Genomic DNA, 17,331 nt, shown 5'->3' on the forward strand with positions numbered 1-17,331 from the left:
TATGGATACAACAATAAAAAAATCAGCAACGCCGGATTCAATGTTTACCAGCAAACTACAGGGCTTGCTACGCTGGGAAAGTTTTTTGGTCTTAATCGTCTTTTTAGTGTGCGTGATGAATTCTTATTTATCCCCTTACTTTTTAGATCCTTGGAATTTATCTGACGCGACCTTTAATTTTACCGAAAAAGCCTTAATCGCTTTGCCGATGGCGATGCTGATTATTGCCAAAGAAATTGATATTTCTGTGGCGGCGATTATTTCGCTTTCCAGTACCTTGATGGGGTTAGTCGCACAAATGGGCGCACCCGTTTATGCGGTCGCATTTCTTGGTATTTTGGCGGGTGCGGCTTGCGGTCTGTTTAATGGTGTCTTGGTGACGCGTTTCAAAATTCCCTCCATTGTGGTGACAATCGGTACCATGAGTTTATTTCGTGGTATTAGCTATATCTTGTTGGGCGACCAAGTTGTACGTGACTATCCAGATGGCTTCGAGTTCTTTGGGCAAGGTTATGTTTATTGGGTGTTCTCGTTTGAACTGGTTCTATTTGCTTTCTTTGCTTTGGTGTTTTATTGGTTGCTGCATCGCACTACGTTTGGTCGTTACACCTATGCGATTGGTAATAACCCGACGGCATCTTATTATTCGGGGATCAAGGTGGATAAACATCGTTTGATCCTGTTTACCTTGGTCGGTGTGATGTCTGGTGTTGCCTCTATTCTGCTTACTTCACGTTTGGGCAGCACGCGCCCAAGTATCGCCATGGGTTGGGAACTCAGCATTATTACCATGGTGGTTCTAGGGGGCGTGAGCATCCTTGGCGGCAGCGGAAGCATTGCTGGCGTGGTGTTGGCGGTGATTCTAATGGGTTTGGTCACCTTTGGTATGGGGCTGTTGAATATTCCAGGCATCGTCATGACGATTATCGTTGGCGTGATGTTAATCACTGTTGTGAGTTTACCAGTACTGATTACTATGTATAAAACTTCCCTAAAACGAAAAGAGGCAAAAGCGTTATGAGATATGCCTCAGTAATGTATTTACACAAAGGCTGTGAAGAAGAATACAAAAAACGTCATGATGAACTTTGGCCAGAATTGGCGGAGCATCTTAAGCAACATGGCATCCGTAATTATTATATTCACTTGGATGCTAATGAGAGTGATCGAAACGAAAACCGATTGTATGCCACTTTCGACGCAGACGATCTGGATTCACAAGCCTTAGCGGATCATCCTGTGATGCAGCGTTGGTGGGAATACATGGCGGACATTATGGAAACCAAAACACCATCGTTTGAACCTGTCGCCGATGCGTTGCAAGAAGTGTTTCGTTTTAATGTGTTGCAGCCTGATAAAACGCGCGTGGTGGCGGTTTTAGATATTGGTAAAACCAACATTAAAATCTGCCTAATGGACGGGCAAACTGGCGCGTTATTGCATATTGAAAAGCGTGTTAATGGCGTGGTTGATACGCCGCCATATCCACATGTGGATGTGGATTCAATATGGCAATGGATCAAAGACACCCTTGCCGATTTAGCCCAGCGCTACTTTATTGCCAGCATTGCGATTACGACACATGGGGCTACCATTGCCTGTATGAAGGGCGACCAACTTGCCTTGCCGATTCTGGATTATGAATACGATGGTGTGTCTGAGTTAAAAGAAGAATACGACGCTGCACGCCCAGATTTTAGTGAATCTTTTAGTCCGAGATTGCCCCAAGGCTTGAACTTAGGGGCGCAATTGTTCTGGCAGCAAAAACGCTTTGCAGATGAGTTTGCAACAGTCGATTCACTACTTTTGTATCCGCAATATTGGGGTTATAAACTCAGTGGAAATAAAGCCGCTGAAGTCACCTCGTTAGGTTGTCATACCGATCTGTGGAATCCGACCAGCTGTCAGTTTTCTACTTTTTGTGAACAACAAAAATGGGCGGAGCGCTTTCCTGAAGTCATAGAGACTGGTGCCAAGCTTGGTACCATTTTACCTGGCTTAGCCAAAGAAATTGGCTTGCCTACGAGTTGTGTCATTTTCAATGGCATCCATGACTCCAACGCCTCGTTAGTGCCTTACATCGGTCAGCCGATGGAAAAACTCACCGTAGTGTCTAGCGGCACTTGGACGGTCATCGCCACCATCAATGGCAAGCTGGATTCATTACACGAAGACAAAGACATGCTCGCCAATGTGGACGCTCTTGGCCGTGCCACGCCGACGATTCGCTTTATGGGTGGACGTGAATGGGAGCAACTGCGCAGCGACAATAAAGCGACCTTGAGCGATGTGAACTTCATTTTAGAAAACGGTATTTTGGCTATTCCTGCCTTTGCCAAAGGCGGCGGGCCATTTGCCCACTGCGAAGGGCGCATTATTGACCGAGGCATTGAATTAACGCCTGCTCAGCAGTCTGCTTTGGCGGATGTGTACGTGGCCTTGATGACGGATTATTGTTTGGATCTAATGGACAGCAGCGACACCGTGATTGTCGAAGGCGCATTCAGCAATAATGTTAACTTCCTAACCTTATTGGCCTGCATGCGCAGCCAAAACGAAATTTACGCCTCTCGGGATGTTACCGGCACCTCCGGCGGCGCAGCCTTGCTGTCTAACAAGAGCCTAAAACTAAAAGGCCGCCTCAGCCTTGCCCTGTGTGACGCGCAAATAAAACCACTGCTTAACCTTTATCGTCAGCAATGGAGAGACTTAGTGGGAGATTTGTAGTTTTAGCTGTGTGACAAAAGGCTGCAAACAATGTCTCACTTTGACACTGGCGCGAATATGTTATGTGGCGTTGTTGGTGGTTTTCTGTTGCTTTGCTGATGAAAAAATCACGCCAAGCGAACTTCTAGTTTTTTCCCCAGAGCGTTAGTAAAACGCTCAAGAGTCGATGGTTTCACATTATCCGAATGGTTCTCAATGCGAGATATAGCACTTTTTTAAGGAGTGTGACTTGCGCATCTTGATGCAAACGCTACAATAAATGTTGCAACCGCATCATAATTTGGAGGTTTTATGGCAATTCGAGCTTTTAAACCCAGTAAAAAAGAAAAAGTAGGGCTTCTGCCTGCATTAGCTTTGTCTAATGATCCAGTGAGTGCGTCAAATCAATTAGCAGAAGGGTTCGACTTTGCTTTTCTTGGACGCATTGTTAAACAGGCACAGATCAAGCAGGCTACCGTGCTGAAAGCGGCAGGAGTTGATAGAGGGACTTTAAGTCGCCACACTAAAGCGCGTACAAAATGGACGGGGGCTTCTGCAGTCAAAGTTTATAATGCTGCTCGAATCATTGATGCCGCATTAAATTTGTTTGATCAAGACAAACAAAAGGCCGAAAACTGGCTTAATACACCAGCCATTGCGCTCGGTGGCATAAGCCCTGCTGATTACGCGAAATATCCGCTAGGGCAAGAAGCGGTGATAGACCTTATCGGTAGAATTAAACATGGGGTAATCATCTAATGAAGCTCTATCGTTTGTGCAAAATGGAGTTTGCTGATACGGCGTTTGATGGTTATGGCGCAAGAACTTATGGCGGTCGCTGGAACCCAAAAGGATTTGATTGTGTGTATTTAGGTGAATCAAAGTCTGTCTGTCTACTTGAAACAGTTGCGCATTTAACGGATGCAAAAGCCTTGGATCAGTTCGCGATGTTGTCCATCGATGTTCCAGAAGAACTGATCATGGCGTTTCAAGAGAGTGATTTACCAGACAATTGGAGAGATTATCCAGCTCCGCAAGAATTAGCCGATATGGGGGCGGAATGGCTAGAAAGTGCTGAAAGCCTTGTATTATTGGTACCCAGTGTTATATCGGGTGACTTTTGTGCGTTACTAAATCCTAAACACCATAAATGTCGAGAATTTACGGAGACTGCTCAACGAGTCGCCTTTTCTATTGATCCAAGATTAGCTCCACGATAGTCGTTGCAGAGCCAAATCTATTAACCAATATGTCGAAGGCTAAGACCTAAACCGCAAGTTCTCTTTTGTTAGTTGATCAATTGATGTTTTGCCCATGAGTTTCATGTCCCGTTCGAGTTCGGCTTTCATGAGTCCAAGTGCGCGTTCAACGCCAGGTTGTCCAGCGGCGGCGAGTGGGTATAAGTACATGCGGCCGATGCCGACGGCTTTGGCGCCAAGAGATAAGGCTTTGAGTACGTGAGTACCCCGTTGCACGCCGCTGTCGAAGATGACATCTATTTCATCGCCCACTTCATCGACAATTTCTGCGAGTTGGTCGAATGAGCTGCGCGAACCATCCAGTTGACGTCCGCCATGGTTGGAAATGATCACACCAGTGCAGCCAATTTCCACCGCTTTGCGGGCGTCTTCTCGGCTCATGATGCCTTTTAAGCAAAACTCTCCGTCCCAGAATTTCACCATTTCCGCTACGTCGTCCCAGTTCATTGATGGGTCGAGCATGTTGGTAAAGTAGTCGCCAATCGAAGTTGCACCTGATCCCATGTCGACATGTTCGTCGAGCTGCGGCAAACGGAATTTCTCGTGGGTTACGTAGTTAATGCCCCACATGGGTTTGAGAACAAATTGCAGCATGCCTTTGAGGTTCAATTTAAAAGGAATGGCGAAACCTGTGCGAAGGTCGCGTTCTCGGTTGCCTCCAGTAATGGAGTCAACTGTTAACATCATCACTTGCACGCCTGCGTCTTTGGCGCGTTGCATCATGGCGCGATTGAGCTCTCGGTCTTTATGAAAGTAAAACTGATAGACCTGAGGTGTGGTGGTTTGCTTTGCGATTTCTTCCATGCTCACTGTGCCAAGAGATGATACGCCAAACATGGTGCCGTATTTTTCCGCGGCATTGGCGACGGCTCTTTCACCATCGTGATGGAATAATCGCTGTAAGGCAGTAGGCGAACAGTATATTGGCAGGGCGAGTTTTTGCCCCATAACGGTAACTGACAAGTCCACGTCTTTTACGCCAGTCAGGACGCTGGGCACTAGATCACAAGTTTCAAATGCGGCTGTGTTGCGGCGGTAAGTTGTCTCGTCGTCGGCGCCACCATCAATGTAATTGAAGATCGGGCTTGGTAGGCGTTTTTTGGCTAGGGTGCGAAAGTCTTGGAAGTTGTGGCAGTCTTTGAGACGCATGGATTCAGCTCCTTTTATTTTTTGTTAACTATAGACTGTGTTCTATTTATAATAAATACGACATAAACTAATAAACTCTTTCTAAAAACGTCTTAATAAAAAAGGGGCACGACATTGAACGCAGCCGATTTAACGCTTTTCGTGAACGTTGCCGATGCGGGTTCGTTTAATAAAGCAGCGCAGCAAGCGGGTCTATCGACGCCAGCGTTGAGCAAACGCATCAGCAAGCTGGAACAAGATCTTGGTGCTCAGTTGATTCATCGCACCACAAGACGGCTCAGTTTGACCGAAGCGGGGGAGAGCTTATACGTTCACGCCAAAAATATTGAAGGCCAAGTGAGCGATGCCATTGCTTCGGTGTCGGCGTTTAGCCAAGGGGTAACGGGCACAATAAAAATGTCCGTGCCGACGATATCTGGCGAGTTGCTATTGGCGGAAGCAGTGGCGGAGTTTTGTCAGAAATACCCCAATATCAACGTGGATATGCGTCTTGAAAATGATTTTGTGGATTTGGTTGGCGAGGGGTTAGATCTGGCGATTCGAACCGGCAAGTTGGAAGATTCAAGCCTAATTGCCAAGCCTTTGATTCAATCAAATTGGGTAGTCTGTTGCTCGCCAAGTTACATCGAGCGTCGTGGTGACGTCAGCAGCTTAGAAGCACTTAAAGATCATAATTGCTTAGCTTACACCTACCAAGCCCAAGGCTCGTTTGATTGGCGCTTTACTCGAAACAACATTGAAGAAAGTGTACGCATCAGCGGTAGTTTCGCCACGAATAACGCCCAAGCATTACGCAAGGCTGCCTTGGCTGGTTTTGGGATCGTCTATGTGCCGCGTTGCTGTGTGTATGAAGATTTGCAGCAAGGCAAGTTAGTCACCATTTTACCGGATTACCAACCCCGGCAACTGGGCGTTTACGCTATTTACCCTTTTACTAAATACCTTCCGGAAAAGTTGAGGCTATTGATAGAGCACATCAAACAAGCCTATCAGGATAAGAAAGCGTATTTTTAGGGAAGGTGCGAATAAGTCTACTAAGCCTCAGTCTTTCAGAGAAATCGTCAAATAAGGCGCGACTCTGAAGGAATGTAGGTACCTTTCAAAGAGTCGCAACGATATGTGGCCTGTTATTTTTAATAGTAAGCTCTGAAAGACCCGCAGGGCATGGTCTAAAAGCCTGTATTCTTTGTTGAGCACCTCGAAAATAGAACCACTATTCACATTCGGCACTCTCCTCGAACAACAGGCTTTTATCCACATGCTGAGACAAGAGGACTTGTTCGCATCTTCCCTGGTAATGGAAGTTGCTTTTCATTTATCTGTTTTGTCCTTATTCTTAATTTTTTAGTGGTTTTATGATGGGAGCTCTTATGTCTGGTCAAGGTTCAGGTGGCAATGTGATTGCTGCACTTTGTAATGTTTTTATTCCTGGATTAGGTCAGTTGGTGCAGGGACGTATCTTTATGGCGCTGTTCTTTTTTGTAACCGTCTTTGTGAGCTATGCATTAGGGGCAACGGTGATTTTGTTCTTTATGTGGTTAGTTGGCGGAATTTTACATCTTTGGTCAATTATTGATGCCGCGCGTTTTTCTCGATTTCGTTCGGTTTTATAACGGGGCGCAGGTAAAGTATAAGCTGATAAAGAAGAGCTTTATTAATGATTGAAGGGAAGCAAAACGTAAAGAAAAGAAGCCCTATTTGGGCCTTGATGTTGTCGATCTTATCGCCGGGATTTGGACATGTGTATGCAGGGAATTTGAAAAAAGGGTTATGGCTGTTTTTTCTACAATTTGGTGGGTTATTTGTATTTGGTAAGCTTGGCTGGCTTTCAACTGCCTATGGTATTTGGTTTTTCATAGCCTTTTTACTGTGCCTTTATTTGTATGCCATGCTCAGTGCTGTGAGACTTGCCTTGGCAAATAAAACCTACGAACTGAAGCCTTATAACCGCTGGTATTGCTACCTGATTATACTGGCTTTGATCTTGTTTCTTGGTCAAACGCTTATCTCGTCTCGTGGTGCCTTGTTGGGTTTTGAGCTTTATCAGGTTCCCTCCCGTTCTATGATGCCGACGCTTCAGCCTGGCGATTACATTGCTGTTGATACAAAAAAATTGTCTTTAAACGTGGGTGATGTCGTGGTGTTTCGTTATCCAAATAACAGACAAACCTTGTTTACTCAACGAGTGGTAGCCCTAGGGAATGATAGAGTGGCTATTGAAAATGGCCAAGTGATATTAAACGGTAAACCCGAGCTTATTGCTTCAGTTGATGAGCGCTTTAGACGCAACGAAGTCTCTATGTCTATGTCCGAAACTGTGGTGCCAGAAGGGCAAGTATTTGTCTTAGGTGATTGGCGAGATAACAGTAATGACAGTCGCTATTGGGGGGCTTTTTCTGAGTCTGATATTATTGGTAAAGTGACTTATATTTGGCTTTCTAAAGAGTTTAGTCGTCTGGGCAACAAGATTAATCTGTAAGAGGTTCAAATACAATTTTGAGACTCAACATAAGGAAATTAAATGAGTAGTGATATTAGGGACGTTCTTACCCAAGCAAGAGAATTAGCAAAAAAAGAAAAATACTCGGAAGCTCTAGTCCAATACGAGTATTTCTTCGATCATGCCTTAGCTGAAGATATTTCATTAAGTGGCATTCGTGCGTCTTATTGTTTGTCTGAATGGGCTGCTCTTGGGAATAAACTGCCTGAGGCCAAAATCCATTTAGAAGTGAGAAAAAATGAAGCGCTACGCTTGTTCGAAGAAACAAAGAGCTTTGATTTTTTTCGCGATTATGTCTCTATTTGCCGAGCGCTAGATTGCGATGATGCTATTGCTACATTCGAGCGCTACTCTCAAATCGACAAGTCATTGGCTGAGAAGGTATTTTCTTCACTGGATGAGCTTCTCATTGATGCTGAACGCTGGGACCTTTGTAAACCGTATGTAGAATGTCGGTTGAATAAATACGACCTTTTGGTTCGCGCGCTTGATACGGATATGACATTGAGTGAACCCCTAATAACTGTATTGAAGGGGAACTTGATTGGGGTGGTTAATCGTACCTTAGTGATGTTACATCATTGCGGGGATGGCGATAAAGAATCGACGTTCTTTAATCACGTATCTAAGAGTTTAGATGAGCTTGGCTTTTCTGAACTAAAAGACAAGATGGTTGTGCTTTAGTTTTTTATTTAGAAAGACAGAATAAGAGTTAATGAAAGGAAGAGGTGGTATACATCTCTTCCTTTTTTATGGAATAAAGCCTTAGAACTGTTTCTTAAACAGGCGGTCTAGCGAGAAATAGCCCCCGCCAAACGCGGCAAGTAATAGGGCGCCAGCAGTCCAGAAGATAGAAGCCAGTTCTGCTTTTAGTTGTACAGAAGAAAGAAACGCGCCACCGCCATCAGCCAAACGTTTTATACCATTTTGTGTGAAGAAGTCACTTCCAGCGTTTAGTGCGTCTATACCAGCTTGAGTTAATAAAGCGTCGCCATAAGGGTGAGCAGCATGGAACCATAACGTAATGGCCAACATAACCGCGTTCGCGATTGCGATTGGTCGGGTGATTAATCCCACGGCAATGAACATACCACCAAAGAACTGCATGCCAGCTAACATGGGTGACCAAAGCCAACCTGGATAAAAGCCTAGGTTTTCCACAAAGCCCACTTGAGCAAAAGGAGCAATGATTTTTGGCCAGCCTTCCACAACCAGCATGCCGCCGATAATAATGCGGAACAGCGCCCAGCCAAATGGTTGAGCGAAGGCATTATAGAAGCTGCTCATAAATGGCAAATAAAGATGATCTTTTTCGTTTTTAAATACCGGTAAGTTAGACATTTTATCCCTCTCGACTATAGTGGTTTCCATAAGTGAAAGAGTAGCATTAGTCATTTTTATGGCTGCTGACTTTGGTCAAGTTATTGTTCTTAGAAGGAGAAATAGAGTAGGTATGGGGCTGTAGATAGCCAAAAGGCTATCTACTTAACAAATGTTGATTGGCGCAGTTCTGCGAGATATCACCATTGAGTGCATTGATCAGGTTGTCGACTGCACAGGTAATCATAGCAAGACGTGTTTCTGCCGTTGCTGATCCTATGTGTGGGAAAAGCACCGCATTGTCCAGTTTGCAAAGCGGTGAGTCGCCAGGTAAAGGTTCGACTTCAAAGACATCTAAACCCGCAGCGCGAATGGTGCGTTTACTGAGAGCGTCGATAAGCGCTGCTTCATCAATAACTTTGCCACGAGACCCATTAATGAAAATGGCATTTGGCTTCATCATAGCGAATTCTTTTGCGCCGATTAATCGTTCAGTTTCCGCGGTTAATGGCGTCATCACGCAAACAAAATCGGATGTTTTGAGTAGTTCTTCCATGTCCATGTAAGTAGCGTTTAGATCTTGCTCTGCGTCTGGTTTGCGACTGCGGTTGCTGTACTGGATCTTCATGTCAAAACCAAAATGTCCGCGTTTGGCGATGGCATAACCAATGCGGCCCATGCCAATAATACCAAGGGTTTTTCCATGTACATCAGTGCCGTAAAGCGACTCACCTATGTTGCTGTTCCAGCGACCTTCTCGCACCATGTTAGATAATTCAACAGCACGTCTTGCAGTACACATGATCAGCGTAAACATAGTATCGGCGGTGGTTTCGTCTAATACGCCTGGCGTGTGCATTAAGGGAATGCCACGCTCGGTGAGGTAATTCAAATCATATAGATCTGTGCCAACGGAAATCGTCGATGCGGCTTTGAGCCTAGGTGCAAGGCTCAATAGCTCTGCACTCATTTTAGTGCTGGTGCCTATTAAGCCTTCTGCATTGGCAAGAGCACCTAAAAAAGCACTACGGTTGTCTTCGTTAATACCATCAAAAAAAATGACGTCGAACTCTTTTTCAAGCCGTTGGCGTTCCTGTATTGGAATGTCTCGGTATAAAATGACTTTCTTTTTCATTCTACGAGCCCTTCTTTAATTACCTACTTCCAAATTGTCTAGGGTGCCGCGAGTTGGTAAACCTTCACTGTCACCACGAACTTGTACCGTTAAAGAGCCTAGCAGATTTCCGCGACGAGCAGCTTGCTCCATGGTTTTACCATCGAGTAATGCCGAAATTACGCCAACGGCAAAGCTATCGCCAGCGCCCACTGTATCGACCACTTTTTCCACTGGGAAGCCTGCAACCGTTCCTGATTCACCTGTATTGGTTTTGAAGTATGCCCCTTGGCTACCGAGTTTAACTATAACCGTTTTGACGCCATGTTGAAGGTAAAAGTCAGCAATCTCTTCTGGTTGATCGCTACCCGCGAGGATTTTACCTTCTTCTATACCTGGCAAAACAATGTCGCTGGCAAAGGCAAATTCATTAATATTCGCAATCATAGTGGCTTCATCAGGCCACAAAGTAGGGCGTAAATTGGTGTCAAAAGACACGCTGCAGCCGTGTTCTTTGGCTAGGCTTAAGGCGTGTTTTGTCGCTTCACGCATGGTGCTAGATACTGCTATCGAGATGCCAGTTAGATGCAAATGGGTACCGGCTTTAAATAGTGCGCTGTCTATGTCTGCTGTACTTAAAGTTGAAGCCGCTGAGTTACGACGGAAGTATTCTACTTTAGGGTCGCTGCCATCGGTGACATTGGTTTTCAGCATAAAACCAGTAGCGTGATTGGCGCTTTCAGAAATCCAATCGGTACGAATGTTTTCTTTGCTAATCGCTTGGCGGATAAATTGACCAAAGCTGTCTTTGCCTACTTTACTGATGTAGCTGGCTTCAAAGCCTAAACGCGCCATACCGATAGCAACGTTAACTTCCGCCCCAGCTAAAGAGCGGTGGAATTCCTCAATGTCAGCAAGTTGGCCTGGTGTTTTGGCCACAAACATAGCCATGGCTTCGCCAAGTGTGACAAAAGAATGTGATTGATTATTTTGCATGTAGATTGCCCCTGAGGTTTTTGTGTTTATGGAGGTCAAATAGTATTCGATGAAAGTATCATGGAATCGATTCCATGAATAGGGTTTGTGAATTGCTTTTAAAAAAATATATGGTTGTTTTTTAATCATATAATTTTTATTTAAATGTTTTTTTGTAAAGGCGCTAGGTGGAATGACGAATAACGAGTTCGGCTTTGAGCTTTATGTGCTGTGGGGCTTCGTTGTTGCCTTGAACTCTAGCAAGCAATCGCTCGCAAGCGGTTTGACCTATGAGTTGCGTTGGCTGGCGCATGACGGTAATACCGCCTTCGAACAATTGAGCCCATTCTGGGTCGTCTATGCTGATTAAGCCTATTTGCGAGCCGATACGAATGTCTAACTGTTTCAAGGCTTTCGCGGTACTCATCATAGCGACACCATTGGTGGTGAATATGGCTTTTTTGCGCTTTGGGTGAGCGGCGATGAAGTCTTCAATGACCTTGACTAACAAACTAACGCTCATCTTTTCAATTTCAATGACATCGCACGTAATGTTGTCGTTTTCTTTTATGAAGGCTTGGATCGCATCGACCCTTGCTTGGCGAGGATCAATCGCGATGGATTCGGTCACCACCAAGATGGATTCGTAAGCGTTGGCTTGTAAGTGCTCGCACGCATCGTTTGCGGCGGCTTCGTTGTCGAGTCCGATAGTATCGAACCCTAAAGACGTATTGATTCTATCAACCAATACCAAAGGGCAAGATAGACGTTTTAAATTGTTTACTTGTTTTTGTGCCATGCCAGCAGTGTTGACGATGATGCCATCGACTCGGTGAGCTTCGAGTAAGGATAAATAGCTGTCCTGTAAATCTTCTTTGTTGTCAGTATTACAGACCATCAGCATGTAGCCTTCGCGACGGCAAATATGTTCAATCCCTTGCAGTACATCGATGGAATAGGGGTTAGTCACATCCGCGAGTAACAGACCGATGAGTTTTGAGTGTCCCGCTCTGAGCATTCGGGCCGAATGGTTAGGACGAAAATCTAGGTGAGTGATGGCTTGCGCAATTTTTTCTCGTAGCTCATCTGATAATTTGTCTTGTTCCCCATTGAGGTAACGTGAAACACTGGTCTTACCCACTTTGGCGTATTTTGCAACGTCTGAAATCGTTGTGAAGCTCTTGTTATTTTTCTTCAGCAATGTGTCGTCTCAATAGTTGTATTTAGTGGGTATAAGAGTAGGTTATTTGACGTACTGTAAACTATGATCCTAGCAGGGCGCAATTATAGACATTTTTTTAATAGCAGGAGTTTTATGAAAATTTTTAGCTGCCAGCAATGCGGACAAACGGTGTTATTCGAAAACACTCACTGTGAGCAATGTTCCTCTTCGTTGGGTTTTTTGCCTGATCAGTTGGTGATTAGTGCGCTAAAGTCAGTTGATAATGCTTGGTATGCTATGGCGGACAAATCCATTCCCGCAAAGCGATGGTATTACTGCGAAAACCATCAGCATCAAGTCTGTAACTGGATGGTGGAAGAGGGCGGCAGTACGTTTTGTATGGCTTGTGAATTGAACCGCCATATTCCGAATTTAGAGAAAATTGAAGAACGTCAGGCATGGCAACAACTGGAGTTTGCTAAGCATCGCTTGGTGTATTCTCTGCTGCGCCTTGGCTTGCCTTTAGTGAGTAAAAAAACAGAACCAGAAGACGGTTTATCGTTTGATTTTATTTCTGAAAATAACGTGGTGCCAGAAGATGTGAGCGCAATGACAGGCCACGCTTCTGGACAGGTGACGATTAATGCCGCAGAAGGCAACTCGGTTGACCGTGAGCAAATGCGCGAAGACATGCAAGAATCCTATCGGACCGTAATTGGTCATTTTCGTCATGAAATTGGCCATTATTATTGGGATTGGTTGGTGTTTGATGATGAGCAGGTTTTGGCTGACTTTCGATCTGTTTTTGGCGATGAAACGGTTAGTTATGCAGATGCATTAGAAGCACATTACAAAGCGCCCAATCCAGATTGGCAGCAGTCTTTTGTGAGTGTGTACGCTTCTTCTCATCCTTGGGAAGATTGGGCAGAAACATGGGCGCATTATCTGCATATTGTCGATACTTTAGAGATGGCAAGCGATTTTGGTTTGAGTCTTCAGCCCGCAGGGGCGAATCGCCAGAACCTTGCTGTGATGGTGAATATCGACCCTTATCGACACGATAATTTCGACGATATTCTTGCGCAATATGTGCCGTTAACGTTTGCTGTAAACAACTTGAACCGTGGCATGGGGCAGCCGGATTTGTATCCTTTTGTCTTGGTTCCAGCGGTGCGGGAGAAGTTGGCTTTTATTCATCGTTTGTTGCGATCTTATACGGCAGAATAATTTGCGTGGCAGAGATTTTATCGACTTATCCATGGCGGCAAATAAGTCGATCCGTTATCATGCTCGGCAATTGGAGCATGCAACAACGTCTCCTGACTTTTAATCCTTTAGGATCCCAATGAAAAAGACATTTAAACTATCTCATCCAACCATCAAATACCCACGTTTAATTGAAGCGACAAAGAACGAAGTTAAGAAGTATCTAAAAAGAGAGCGCAATAAAAAATTGCCAGAATACGCTGACTTTTGGGGATTTGATTGTCGCTTTGGTCAAACAGAAGCGCTTGCTGAAGAGATTCATGTCGCTCAAATTAATGAAAAAATTAGCTTTGCTGAAAGCCAAGAATGGACTGAGTTCTATCTTGAAATTCTAGCCGCACCAGCACAACGCACAAAACGTGATGCGACTGATGAGCAAGATGAAGATATAGAAAACCTAGAAAGCGACGAAGAGCTCTAAGCTCAGCAACTAGGTTACTGACATTAAAAAACGCCAGATCAAGCTCGCTTGATCTGGCGTTTTTGTTTGTTGTTCTTTAGATAATCCAATTAAGTAAAAATCTCAATCTTCCTTCAAGCCTTGTTTCCTTTTTCCTGACTCTTTAATCACTTGTTCGCGCATTCCCTAGCCTTATCATTAAGAGATCGCAGGCCTCTTTTTTTCATTTGCCTGCTGACTATTTTTAGTTGGAGACAAGAACATGAGTAACGACGCAAACGGTTTAATTGATAGTTTGTTTGAGCGTATTAATACGGCAGAGAAAAACACTGGTGAGCGAGACAAAGCAGCAGAAGCACAGATTAATAAACATCTCGTGGCGAATCCCGCAGCGCCTTACTACATGGCGCAAACGATTATTATGCAAGAGGCTGCGTTAAAGCAGTTAAATGCTCGTGTTGAAGAACTGGAGCGTAATGTATCAGCTAAGCCTAGTTCTGGCGGTTTCTTATCTGGGCTATTTGGTGGCGAGCAGGCTTCTTCTCAAGGATCTGTTCAACAAGGTTCAGGTTGGGGGAGAGGTAATGGCTCTCAACAAAGCTTTGGTCAATCAAGCAACCAACAGACAAGAGGGCAACAATCAAGGAATCAAGCTGACAGTCAATCGCAAAGTGTTGGTCGAGGTCGTTCCGGTGCTGGTAGCTTTTTAGGTGGCGCCTTGCAAACCGCTGCTGGTGTGGCTGGTGGTATGGTGGTTGGTAATATGTTGATGAACATGTTTAGCCATCACTCCGAAGCAGACATGGCCAATGTTATTAACGAAACACCTGCGGCTTCTGATATTGGACCTGCATCAGATGCTGGGCAGGACAGCTTTGCCGATAGCGGTAGCGCAGACCAAAGTGGATTCGGTCAGGCAGGTTTTGATCAATCAAGTGATGGTTTAGATCCTAACCGAGGCTTTGGGCAGGCCGGATTCGACCAAGCCAATATGGATCAAAGCGATATTGATTCAGGCGGCTTTGATCAAGGAGGGTTCGACGATATGGGCGGCTTTGATGATTTTGGTAGCGATGACTTTATTTAGTTATGAGTACTGATTAATAAATACCAGATCAACTTTTGTCTAATTGATCTGGTATTTATTGTCTGTTTTACGTCACTTCAACAAAGCTCATAAAGCCTGTCTTTAAGTGTTCGATGATATGGCAGTGATACATCCAACGCCCCGGATTATCGGCTACTAGGGCAGCAAGTACGGTTTCATTCTGACCCAGCAAGACGGTATCCGAATGGAATGGTGTAATGGCTTTTTTGTTCGATTTCAAAACTGTGAAAGTATGACCGTGGATATGAATCGGATGGTGATATTGGGTCAAATTCGACAGCTCGAAAATATAGGTTTTACCACGCTCTAATGTGGCAAGAGGATCTGGAATATGGCCTTTTGACATGCCTTCCCAAGAACGGCGATTCATCGTCCAGAAGTTGTAGCTCACCTTGCCATCTTTCTCTATCGGCGTGATGTTGGCGTTCCATTCAAACGCAAATTTAATGGTTTCCGCGTTCTCTAAATCTAGCGCAGGGATGGGGTTGAGTGGCAGCTTAGGTAAACCGCGGTCTTTAAGTTGGCTCGCCACGGCTTTGATGGTCACCATTGGCTTGTTCTTGTGTTTAAAGGTGACAGTTTCTCCGACCTTGCTCGGAGCTATTACACCAAGATCAAGGCGCATCCCCGGTGCGGCCATGTGATTGGTTAACGCTGTGGGCTCTGCAATTGGGTTGCCATCAATAGCAAGGATCTGAGCGGCTGGATCGGTTGAATTTATTTGGTACATCACTGTGTTATCGACGTTTAACAAGCGTACTCGAATCGCTCCGCCAGCAGGGACTTCATAAGTTGGATGGATTTCACCATTGATGGTCATGACGCGACCGGGTGTTCCCATGCGAAAGGCATTCTGTGGCGTCGTCAAAGCGGTGAAAGAACCATCGTCTTTGATGTGCCAGTTCTTCATACAAAGCACCAGATCTTCATCAAAGTCTGGCTTCTCAGCTTCATCTACGATCAATGCGCCAACCAAGCCTTTGCCAAGCTGTTCGACGCTGTTCATGTGTGGGTGATACCAGAAAGAGCCTGCATCGGGTGGCGTGAACTCATAGTCGAAGGTTTCGCCGGGCATGATAGGCGGTTGGCTTAAAAACGGCACGCCGTCCATGGCAATCGGGATTCTCATGCCATGCCAATGGATTGTCGTCGGCTCGTTTAACTTGTTGATCACACGAATACGTACGGGCTGATGCTGCTTAGCGCGAATCACAGGTGCCGGATAACCGCCATTAAAGCAAAGTGCTGGCGTGCTGCCGCCAGATACGATATTCACATCGGCCGCTTCGACGATTAATTCATAGTCGAAACCAGCAGAAGGCGTAGCGGCAAGAACGACTCTCGGCAGTGAACTGCTCATGGCGACTAAAAGGCTAGATTTTATAAAGTTACGTCGGTTCAAAACGGTTTTTCCTGTGAGTTACTTGGTGATTAGGCGCTGTGGATGCTCTGTTGAATCATCTGGGTGAAGGCTTCTAACGCTGGAAAATGACCACCATCATTACGCCAAACAAAGCGGTTTTCAATCGTATCTAGTTCTGCGAATTCATAGCCAACTAATCCCATGCCCGATTGATATTGCTCGTAGACACCTTTGGGAACCAGAGATATGCCGCTTCCAGCGCTAACGCAGCCAATAATGGTGCCATAACTGGCGATACTGCTGATGGGCGATTTTACCTTGTTTTTACTCAGCCATGCTTCTAGTGCAGCTCGATATGGGCAAGGTTCTGGCCACATAAAAATGGCTTTTCCTTCGATGTCTTTTGCAGATTTGATGGGATCAGCAGAGGCAGAGGAAATAAGCACCAGATCTTCATTGAAGAACGTCGTACTGTCTACAAAGGATCGGTCAATATCAACGGCGACAATTGCACCATCCAGTCTGTGATGTTGTATATCGTCTAAAAGTTGTGACCAAGTGCCGGTTTTAAATTGCAGTTCAACGTTCGGATATTGCGTGTGAAACTTTGTCAGCATAGGCGGTAAACGACTGGTTGCCGAAGACTCAATGGCACCAATTCGCAGTGGGCCAGATGGCTCTGACGTTGGGTCAACCGCGCGCTTGGCTTCTTCGGTTAGCGATAGAATTTTATCCGCATAGGTTAGAAATACTTCTCCAGCTGGCGTAATGCGCAAGCCGCGTCCTTCTCGGTAAAACAAGGTGGTTTTTAGCTCTGTTTCCAGGGCTTTAATTCTCGCCGTGACATTAGAAGGAACGCAGTGTAATGCAACGGACGCTTGCGCCACACTGCCAAGATTGGCAACCATTTTAAACATTCGAATTTGAGCGAGTTCCATCATTCATTCCAAGTGAATACTGGATGCAGTATTCGTTAATTGTCGTATTACGCCTTTCTCTTAATACTACC

General features: G+C 45.1%; 18 protein-coding genes. 11 read left to right on the forward strand and 7 right to left on the reverse strand.

Translation table 11 applies throughout. From position 1 onward, the window contains the following. Position 1 precedes the first annotated feature (1 nt). The 4 genes from AC2A4J_RS05195 (at position 2) to AC2A4J_RS05210 (ending at position 3,926) form a co-directional block, all read left to right on the forward strand. Positions 2-1,021 (forward strand): ABC transporter permease, encoded by a 1,020-nt coding sequence (locus AC2A4J_RS05195; RefSeq protein ID WP_484175200.1) that lies wholly within the window; start codon positions 2-4, stop codon positions 1,019-1,021. Next, positions 1,018-2,727, forward strand: a complete 1,710-nt coding sequence (locus AC2A4J_RS05200; RefSeq protein WP_484175201.1) for an L-rhamnose mutarotase — start codon at positions 1,018-1,020, stop codon at positions 2,725-2,727. Before AC2A4J_RS05195 ends, AC2A4J_RS05200 begins: the two co-directional genes overlap by 4 nt. Positions 2,728-3,018: 291 nt before the next feature. Further along, on the forward strand, positions 3,019-3,465 hold the full coding sequence (locus tag AC2A4J_RS05205) for an antitoxin Xre/MbcA/ParS toxin-binding domain-containing protein (RefSeq protein ID WP_255826416.1): 447 nt from the start codon (positions 3,019-3,021) through the stop codon (positions 3,463-3,465). After that, positions 3,465-3,926, forward strand: a complete 462-nt coding sequence (locus AC2A4J_RS05210) for an RES family NAD+ phosphorylase (protein WP_484175202.1) — start codon at positions 3,465-3,467, stop codon at positions 3,924-3,926. Before AC2A4J_RS05205 ends, AC2A4J_RS05210 begins: the two co-directional genes overlap by 1 nt. 39 nt (positions 3,927-3,965) lie before the next feature. On the opposite strand, the gene AC2A4J_RS05215 is transcribed toward AC2A4J_RS05210, so the two are convergent. Next, positions 3,966-5,114, reverse strand: a complete 1,149-nt coding sequence (locus AC2A4J_RS05215) for an alpha-hydroxy acid oxidase (RefSeq protein WP_113917879.1) — start codon at positions 5,112-5,114, stop codon at positions 3,966-3,968. Positions 5,115-5,228: 114 nt separating this feature from the next. Between AC2A4J_RS05215 and AC2A4J_RS05220 the strand changes: the two genes are divergently transcribed. The 4 genes from AC2A4J_RS05220 to AC2A4J_RS05235 all read left to right on the forward strand — a co-directional run bounded on the left by AC2A4J_RS05220 (position 5,229) and on the right by AC2A4J_RS05235 (position 8,298). Further along, on the forward strand, positions 5,229-6,128 hold the full coding sequence (locus tag AC2A4J_RS05220) for a LysR family transcriptional regulator (RefSeq protein WP_484175203.1): 900 nt from the start codon (positions 5,229-5,231) through the stop codon (positions 6,126-6,128). Positions 6,129-6,484: 356 nt separating this feature from the next. Next, positions 6,485-6,727, forward strand: a complete 243-nt coding sequence (locus AC2A4J_RS05225; RefSeq protein ID WP_114411221.1) for a hypothetical protein — start codon at positions 6,485-6,487, stop codon at positions 6,725-6,727. A gap of 44 nt (positions 6,728-6,771) precedes the next feature. Then, entirely contained in the window at positions 6,772-7,593 is an 822-nt protein-coding gene (gene lepB / locus AC2A4J_RS05230) for a signal peptidase I (RefSeq protein ID WP_484175204.1), read from the forward strand. A gap of 42 nt (positions 7,594-7,635) precedes the next feature. Beyond that, complete coding sequence (locus AC2A4J_RS05235; RefSeq protein ID WP_255826405.1) at positions 7,636-8,298, forward strand: hypothetical protein; 663 nt, start codon at positions 7,636-7,638, stop codon at positions 8,296-8,298. Between the two features lie 81 nt (positions 8,299-8,379). Here AC2A4J_RS05235 and AC2A4J_RS05240 read toward each other — a convergent pair whose 3' ends face one another. The 4 genes from AC2A4J_RS05240 to AC2A4J_RS05255 all read right to left on the reverse strand — a co-directional run bounded on the left by AC2A4J_RS05240 (position 8,380) and on the right by AC2A4J_RS05255 (position 12,224). After that, positions 8,380-8,955, reverse strand: a complete 576-nt coding sequence (locus tag AC2A4J_RS05240) for a DoxX family protein (protein ID WP_255826404.1) — start codon at positions 8,953-8,955, stop codon at positions 8,380-8,382. Positions 8,956-9,091: 136 nt separating this feature from the next. After that, the gene (locus AC2A4J_RS05245; RefSeq protein ID WP_484175205.1) at positions 9,092-10,069 is read right to left on the reverse strand and encodes a 2-hydroxyacid dehydrogenase; all 978 of its coding nucleotides are present in this window, start codon (positions 10,067-10,069) and stop codon (positions 9,092-9,094) included. A gap of 15 nt (positions 10,070-10,084) precedes the next feature. Next, complete coding sequence (locus tag AC2A4J_RS05250; protein ID WP_484175206.1) at positions 10,085-11,044, reverse strand: sugar kinase; 960 nt, start codon at positions 11,042-11,044, stop codon at positions 10,085-10,087. A gap of 163 nt (positions 11,045-11,207) precedes the next feature. Continuing rightward, positions 11,208-12,224, reverse strand: coding sequence for a LacI family DNA-binding transcriptional regulator (locus tag AC2A4J_RS05255; protein WP_255826398.1), 1,017 nt, complete (start codon positions 12,222-12,224; stop codon positions 11,208-11,210). A gap of 114 nt (positions 12,225-12,338) precedes the next feature. On the opposite strand from AC2A4J_RS05255, the gene AC2A4J_RS05260 reads away from it, so the two are divergent. The 3 genes from AC2A4J_RS05260 (at position 12,339) to AC2A4J_RS05270 (ending at position 14,938) form a co-directional block, all read left to right on the forward strand. Next, the gene (locus AC2A4J_RS05260; RefSeq protein WP_484175207.1) at positions 12,339-13,412 is read left to right on the forward strand and encodes a zinc-binding metallopeptidase family protein; all 1,074 of its coding nucleotides are present in this window, start codon (positions 12,339-12,341) and stop codon (positions 13,410-13,412) included. A gap of 118 nt (positions 13,413-13,530) precedes the next feature. Then, entirely contained in the window at positions 13,531-13,872 is a 342-nt protein-coding gene (locus AC2A4J_RS05265) for a DUF6172 family protein (protein ID WP_484175208.1), read from the forward strand. Positions 13,873-14,113: 241 nt separating this feature from the next. After that, the gene (locus AC2A4J_RS05270; RefSeq protein WP_255826392.1) at positions 14,114-14,938 is read left to right on the forward strand and encodes a DUF2076 domain-containing protein; all 825 of its coding nucleotides are present in this window, start codon (positions 14,114-14,116) and stop codon (positions 14,936-14,938) included. A 67-nt stretch (positions 14,939-15,005) separates the two neighbouring features. Here AC2A4J_RS05270 and AC2A4J_RS05275 read toward each other — a convergent pair whose 3' ends face one another. After that, complete coding sequence (locus AC2A4J_RS05275) at positions 15,006-16,361, reverse strand: multicopper oxidase family protein (RefSeq protein ID WP_255826390.1); 1,356 nt, start codon at positions 16,359-16,361, stop codon at positions 15,006-15,008. A gap of 29 nt (positions 16,362-16,390) precedes the next feature. Next, positions 16,391-17,260: a LysR family transcriptional regulator gene (locus tag AC2A4J_RS05280; RefSeq protein WP_484175209.1), complete on the reverse strand. Its 870-nt coding sequence runs from the start codon at positions 17,258-17,260 to the stop codon at positions 16,391-16,393. Positions 17,261-17,331 lie beyond the last annotated feature (71 nt).

It is taken from the genome of Marinomonas sp. ATLA20, assembly GCF_057180105.1.

Coding starts and splice junctions, on each gene's coding strand:
- AC2A4J_RS05240 (WP_255826404.1), bottom strand. CDS start 8,955: ATGTCTAACTTACCGGTATTTAAAAACGAAAAAGATCATCTTTATTTG.
- AC2A4J_RS05235 (WP_255826405.1), top strand. CDS start 7,636: ATGAGTAGTGATATTAGGGACGTTCTTACCCAAGCAAGAGAATTAGCA.
- lepB (WP_484175204.1), top strand. CDS start 6,772: ATGATTGAAGGGAAGCAAAACGTAAAGAAAAGAAGCCCTATTTGGGCC.
- AC2A4J_RS05270 (WP_255826392.1), top strand. CDS start 14,114: ATGAGTAACGACGCAAACGGTTTAATTGATAGTTTGTTTGAGCGTATT.
- AC2A4J_RS05210 (WP_484175202.1), top strand. CDS start 3,465: ATGAAGCTCTATCGTTTGTGCAAAATGGAGTTTGCTGATACGGCGTTT.
- AC2A4J_RS05280 (WP_484175209.1), bottom strand. CDS start 17,260: ATGGAACTCGCTCAAATTCGAATGTTTAAAATGGTTGCCAATCTTGGC.
- AC2A4J_RS05265 (WP_484175208.1), top strand. CDS start 13,531: ATGAAAAAGACATTTAAACTATCTCATCCAACCATCAAATACCCACGT.
- AC2A4J_RS05250 (WP_484175206.1), bottom strand. CDS start 11,044: ATGCAAAATAATCAATCACATTCTTTTGTCACACTTGGCGAAGCCATG.
- AC2A4J_RS05225 (WP_114411221.1), top strand. CDS start 6,485: ATGTCTGGTCAAGGTTCAGGTGGCAATGTGATTGCTGCACTTTGTAAT.
- AC2A4J_RS05245 (WP_484175205.1), bottom strand. CDS start 10,069: ATGAAAAAGAAAGTCATTTTATACCGAGACATTCCAATACAGGAACGC.
- AC2A4J_RS05205 (WP_255826416.1), top strand. CDS start 3,019: ATGGCAATTCGAGCTTTTAAACCCAGTAAAAAAGAAAAAGTAGGGCTT.
- AC2A4J_RS05260 (WP_484175207.1), top strand. CDS start 12,339: ATGAAAATTTTTAGCTGCCAGCAATGCGGACAAACGGTGTTATTCGAA.
- AC2A4J_RS05195 (WP_484175200.1), top strand. CDS start 2: ATGGATACAACAATAAAAAAATCAGCAACGCCGGATTCAATGTTTACC.
- AC2A4J_RS05200 (WP_484175201.1), top strand. CDS start 1,018: ATGAGATATGCCTCAGTAATGTATTTACACAAAGGCTGTGAAGAAGAA.
- AC2A4J_RS05215 (WP_113917879.1), bottom strand. CDS start 5,114: ATGCGTCTCAAAGACTGCCACAACTTCCAAGACTTTCGCACCCTAGCC.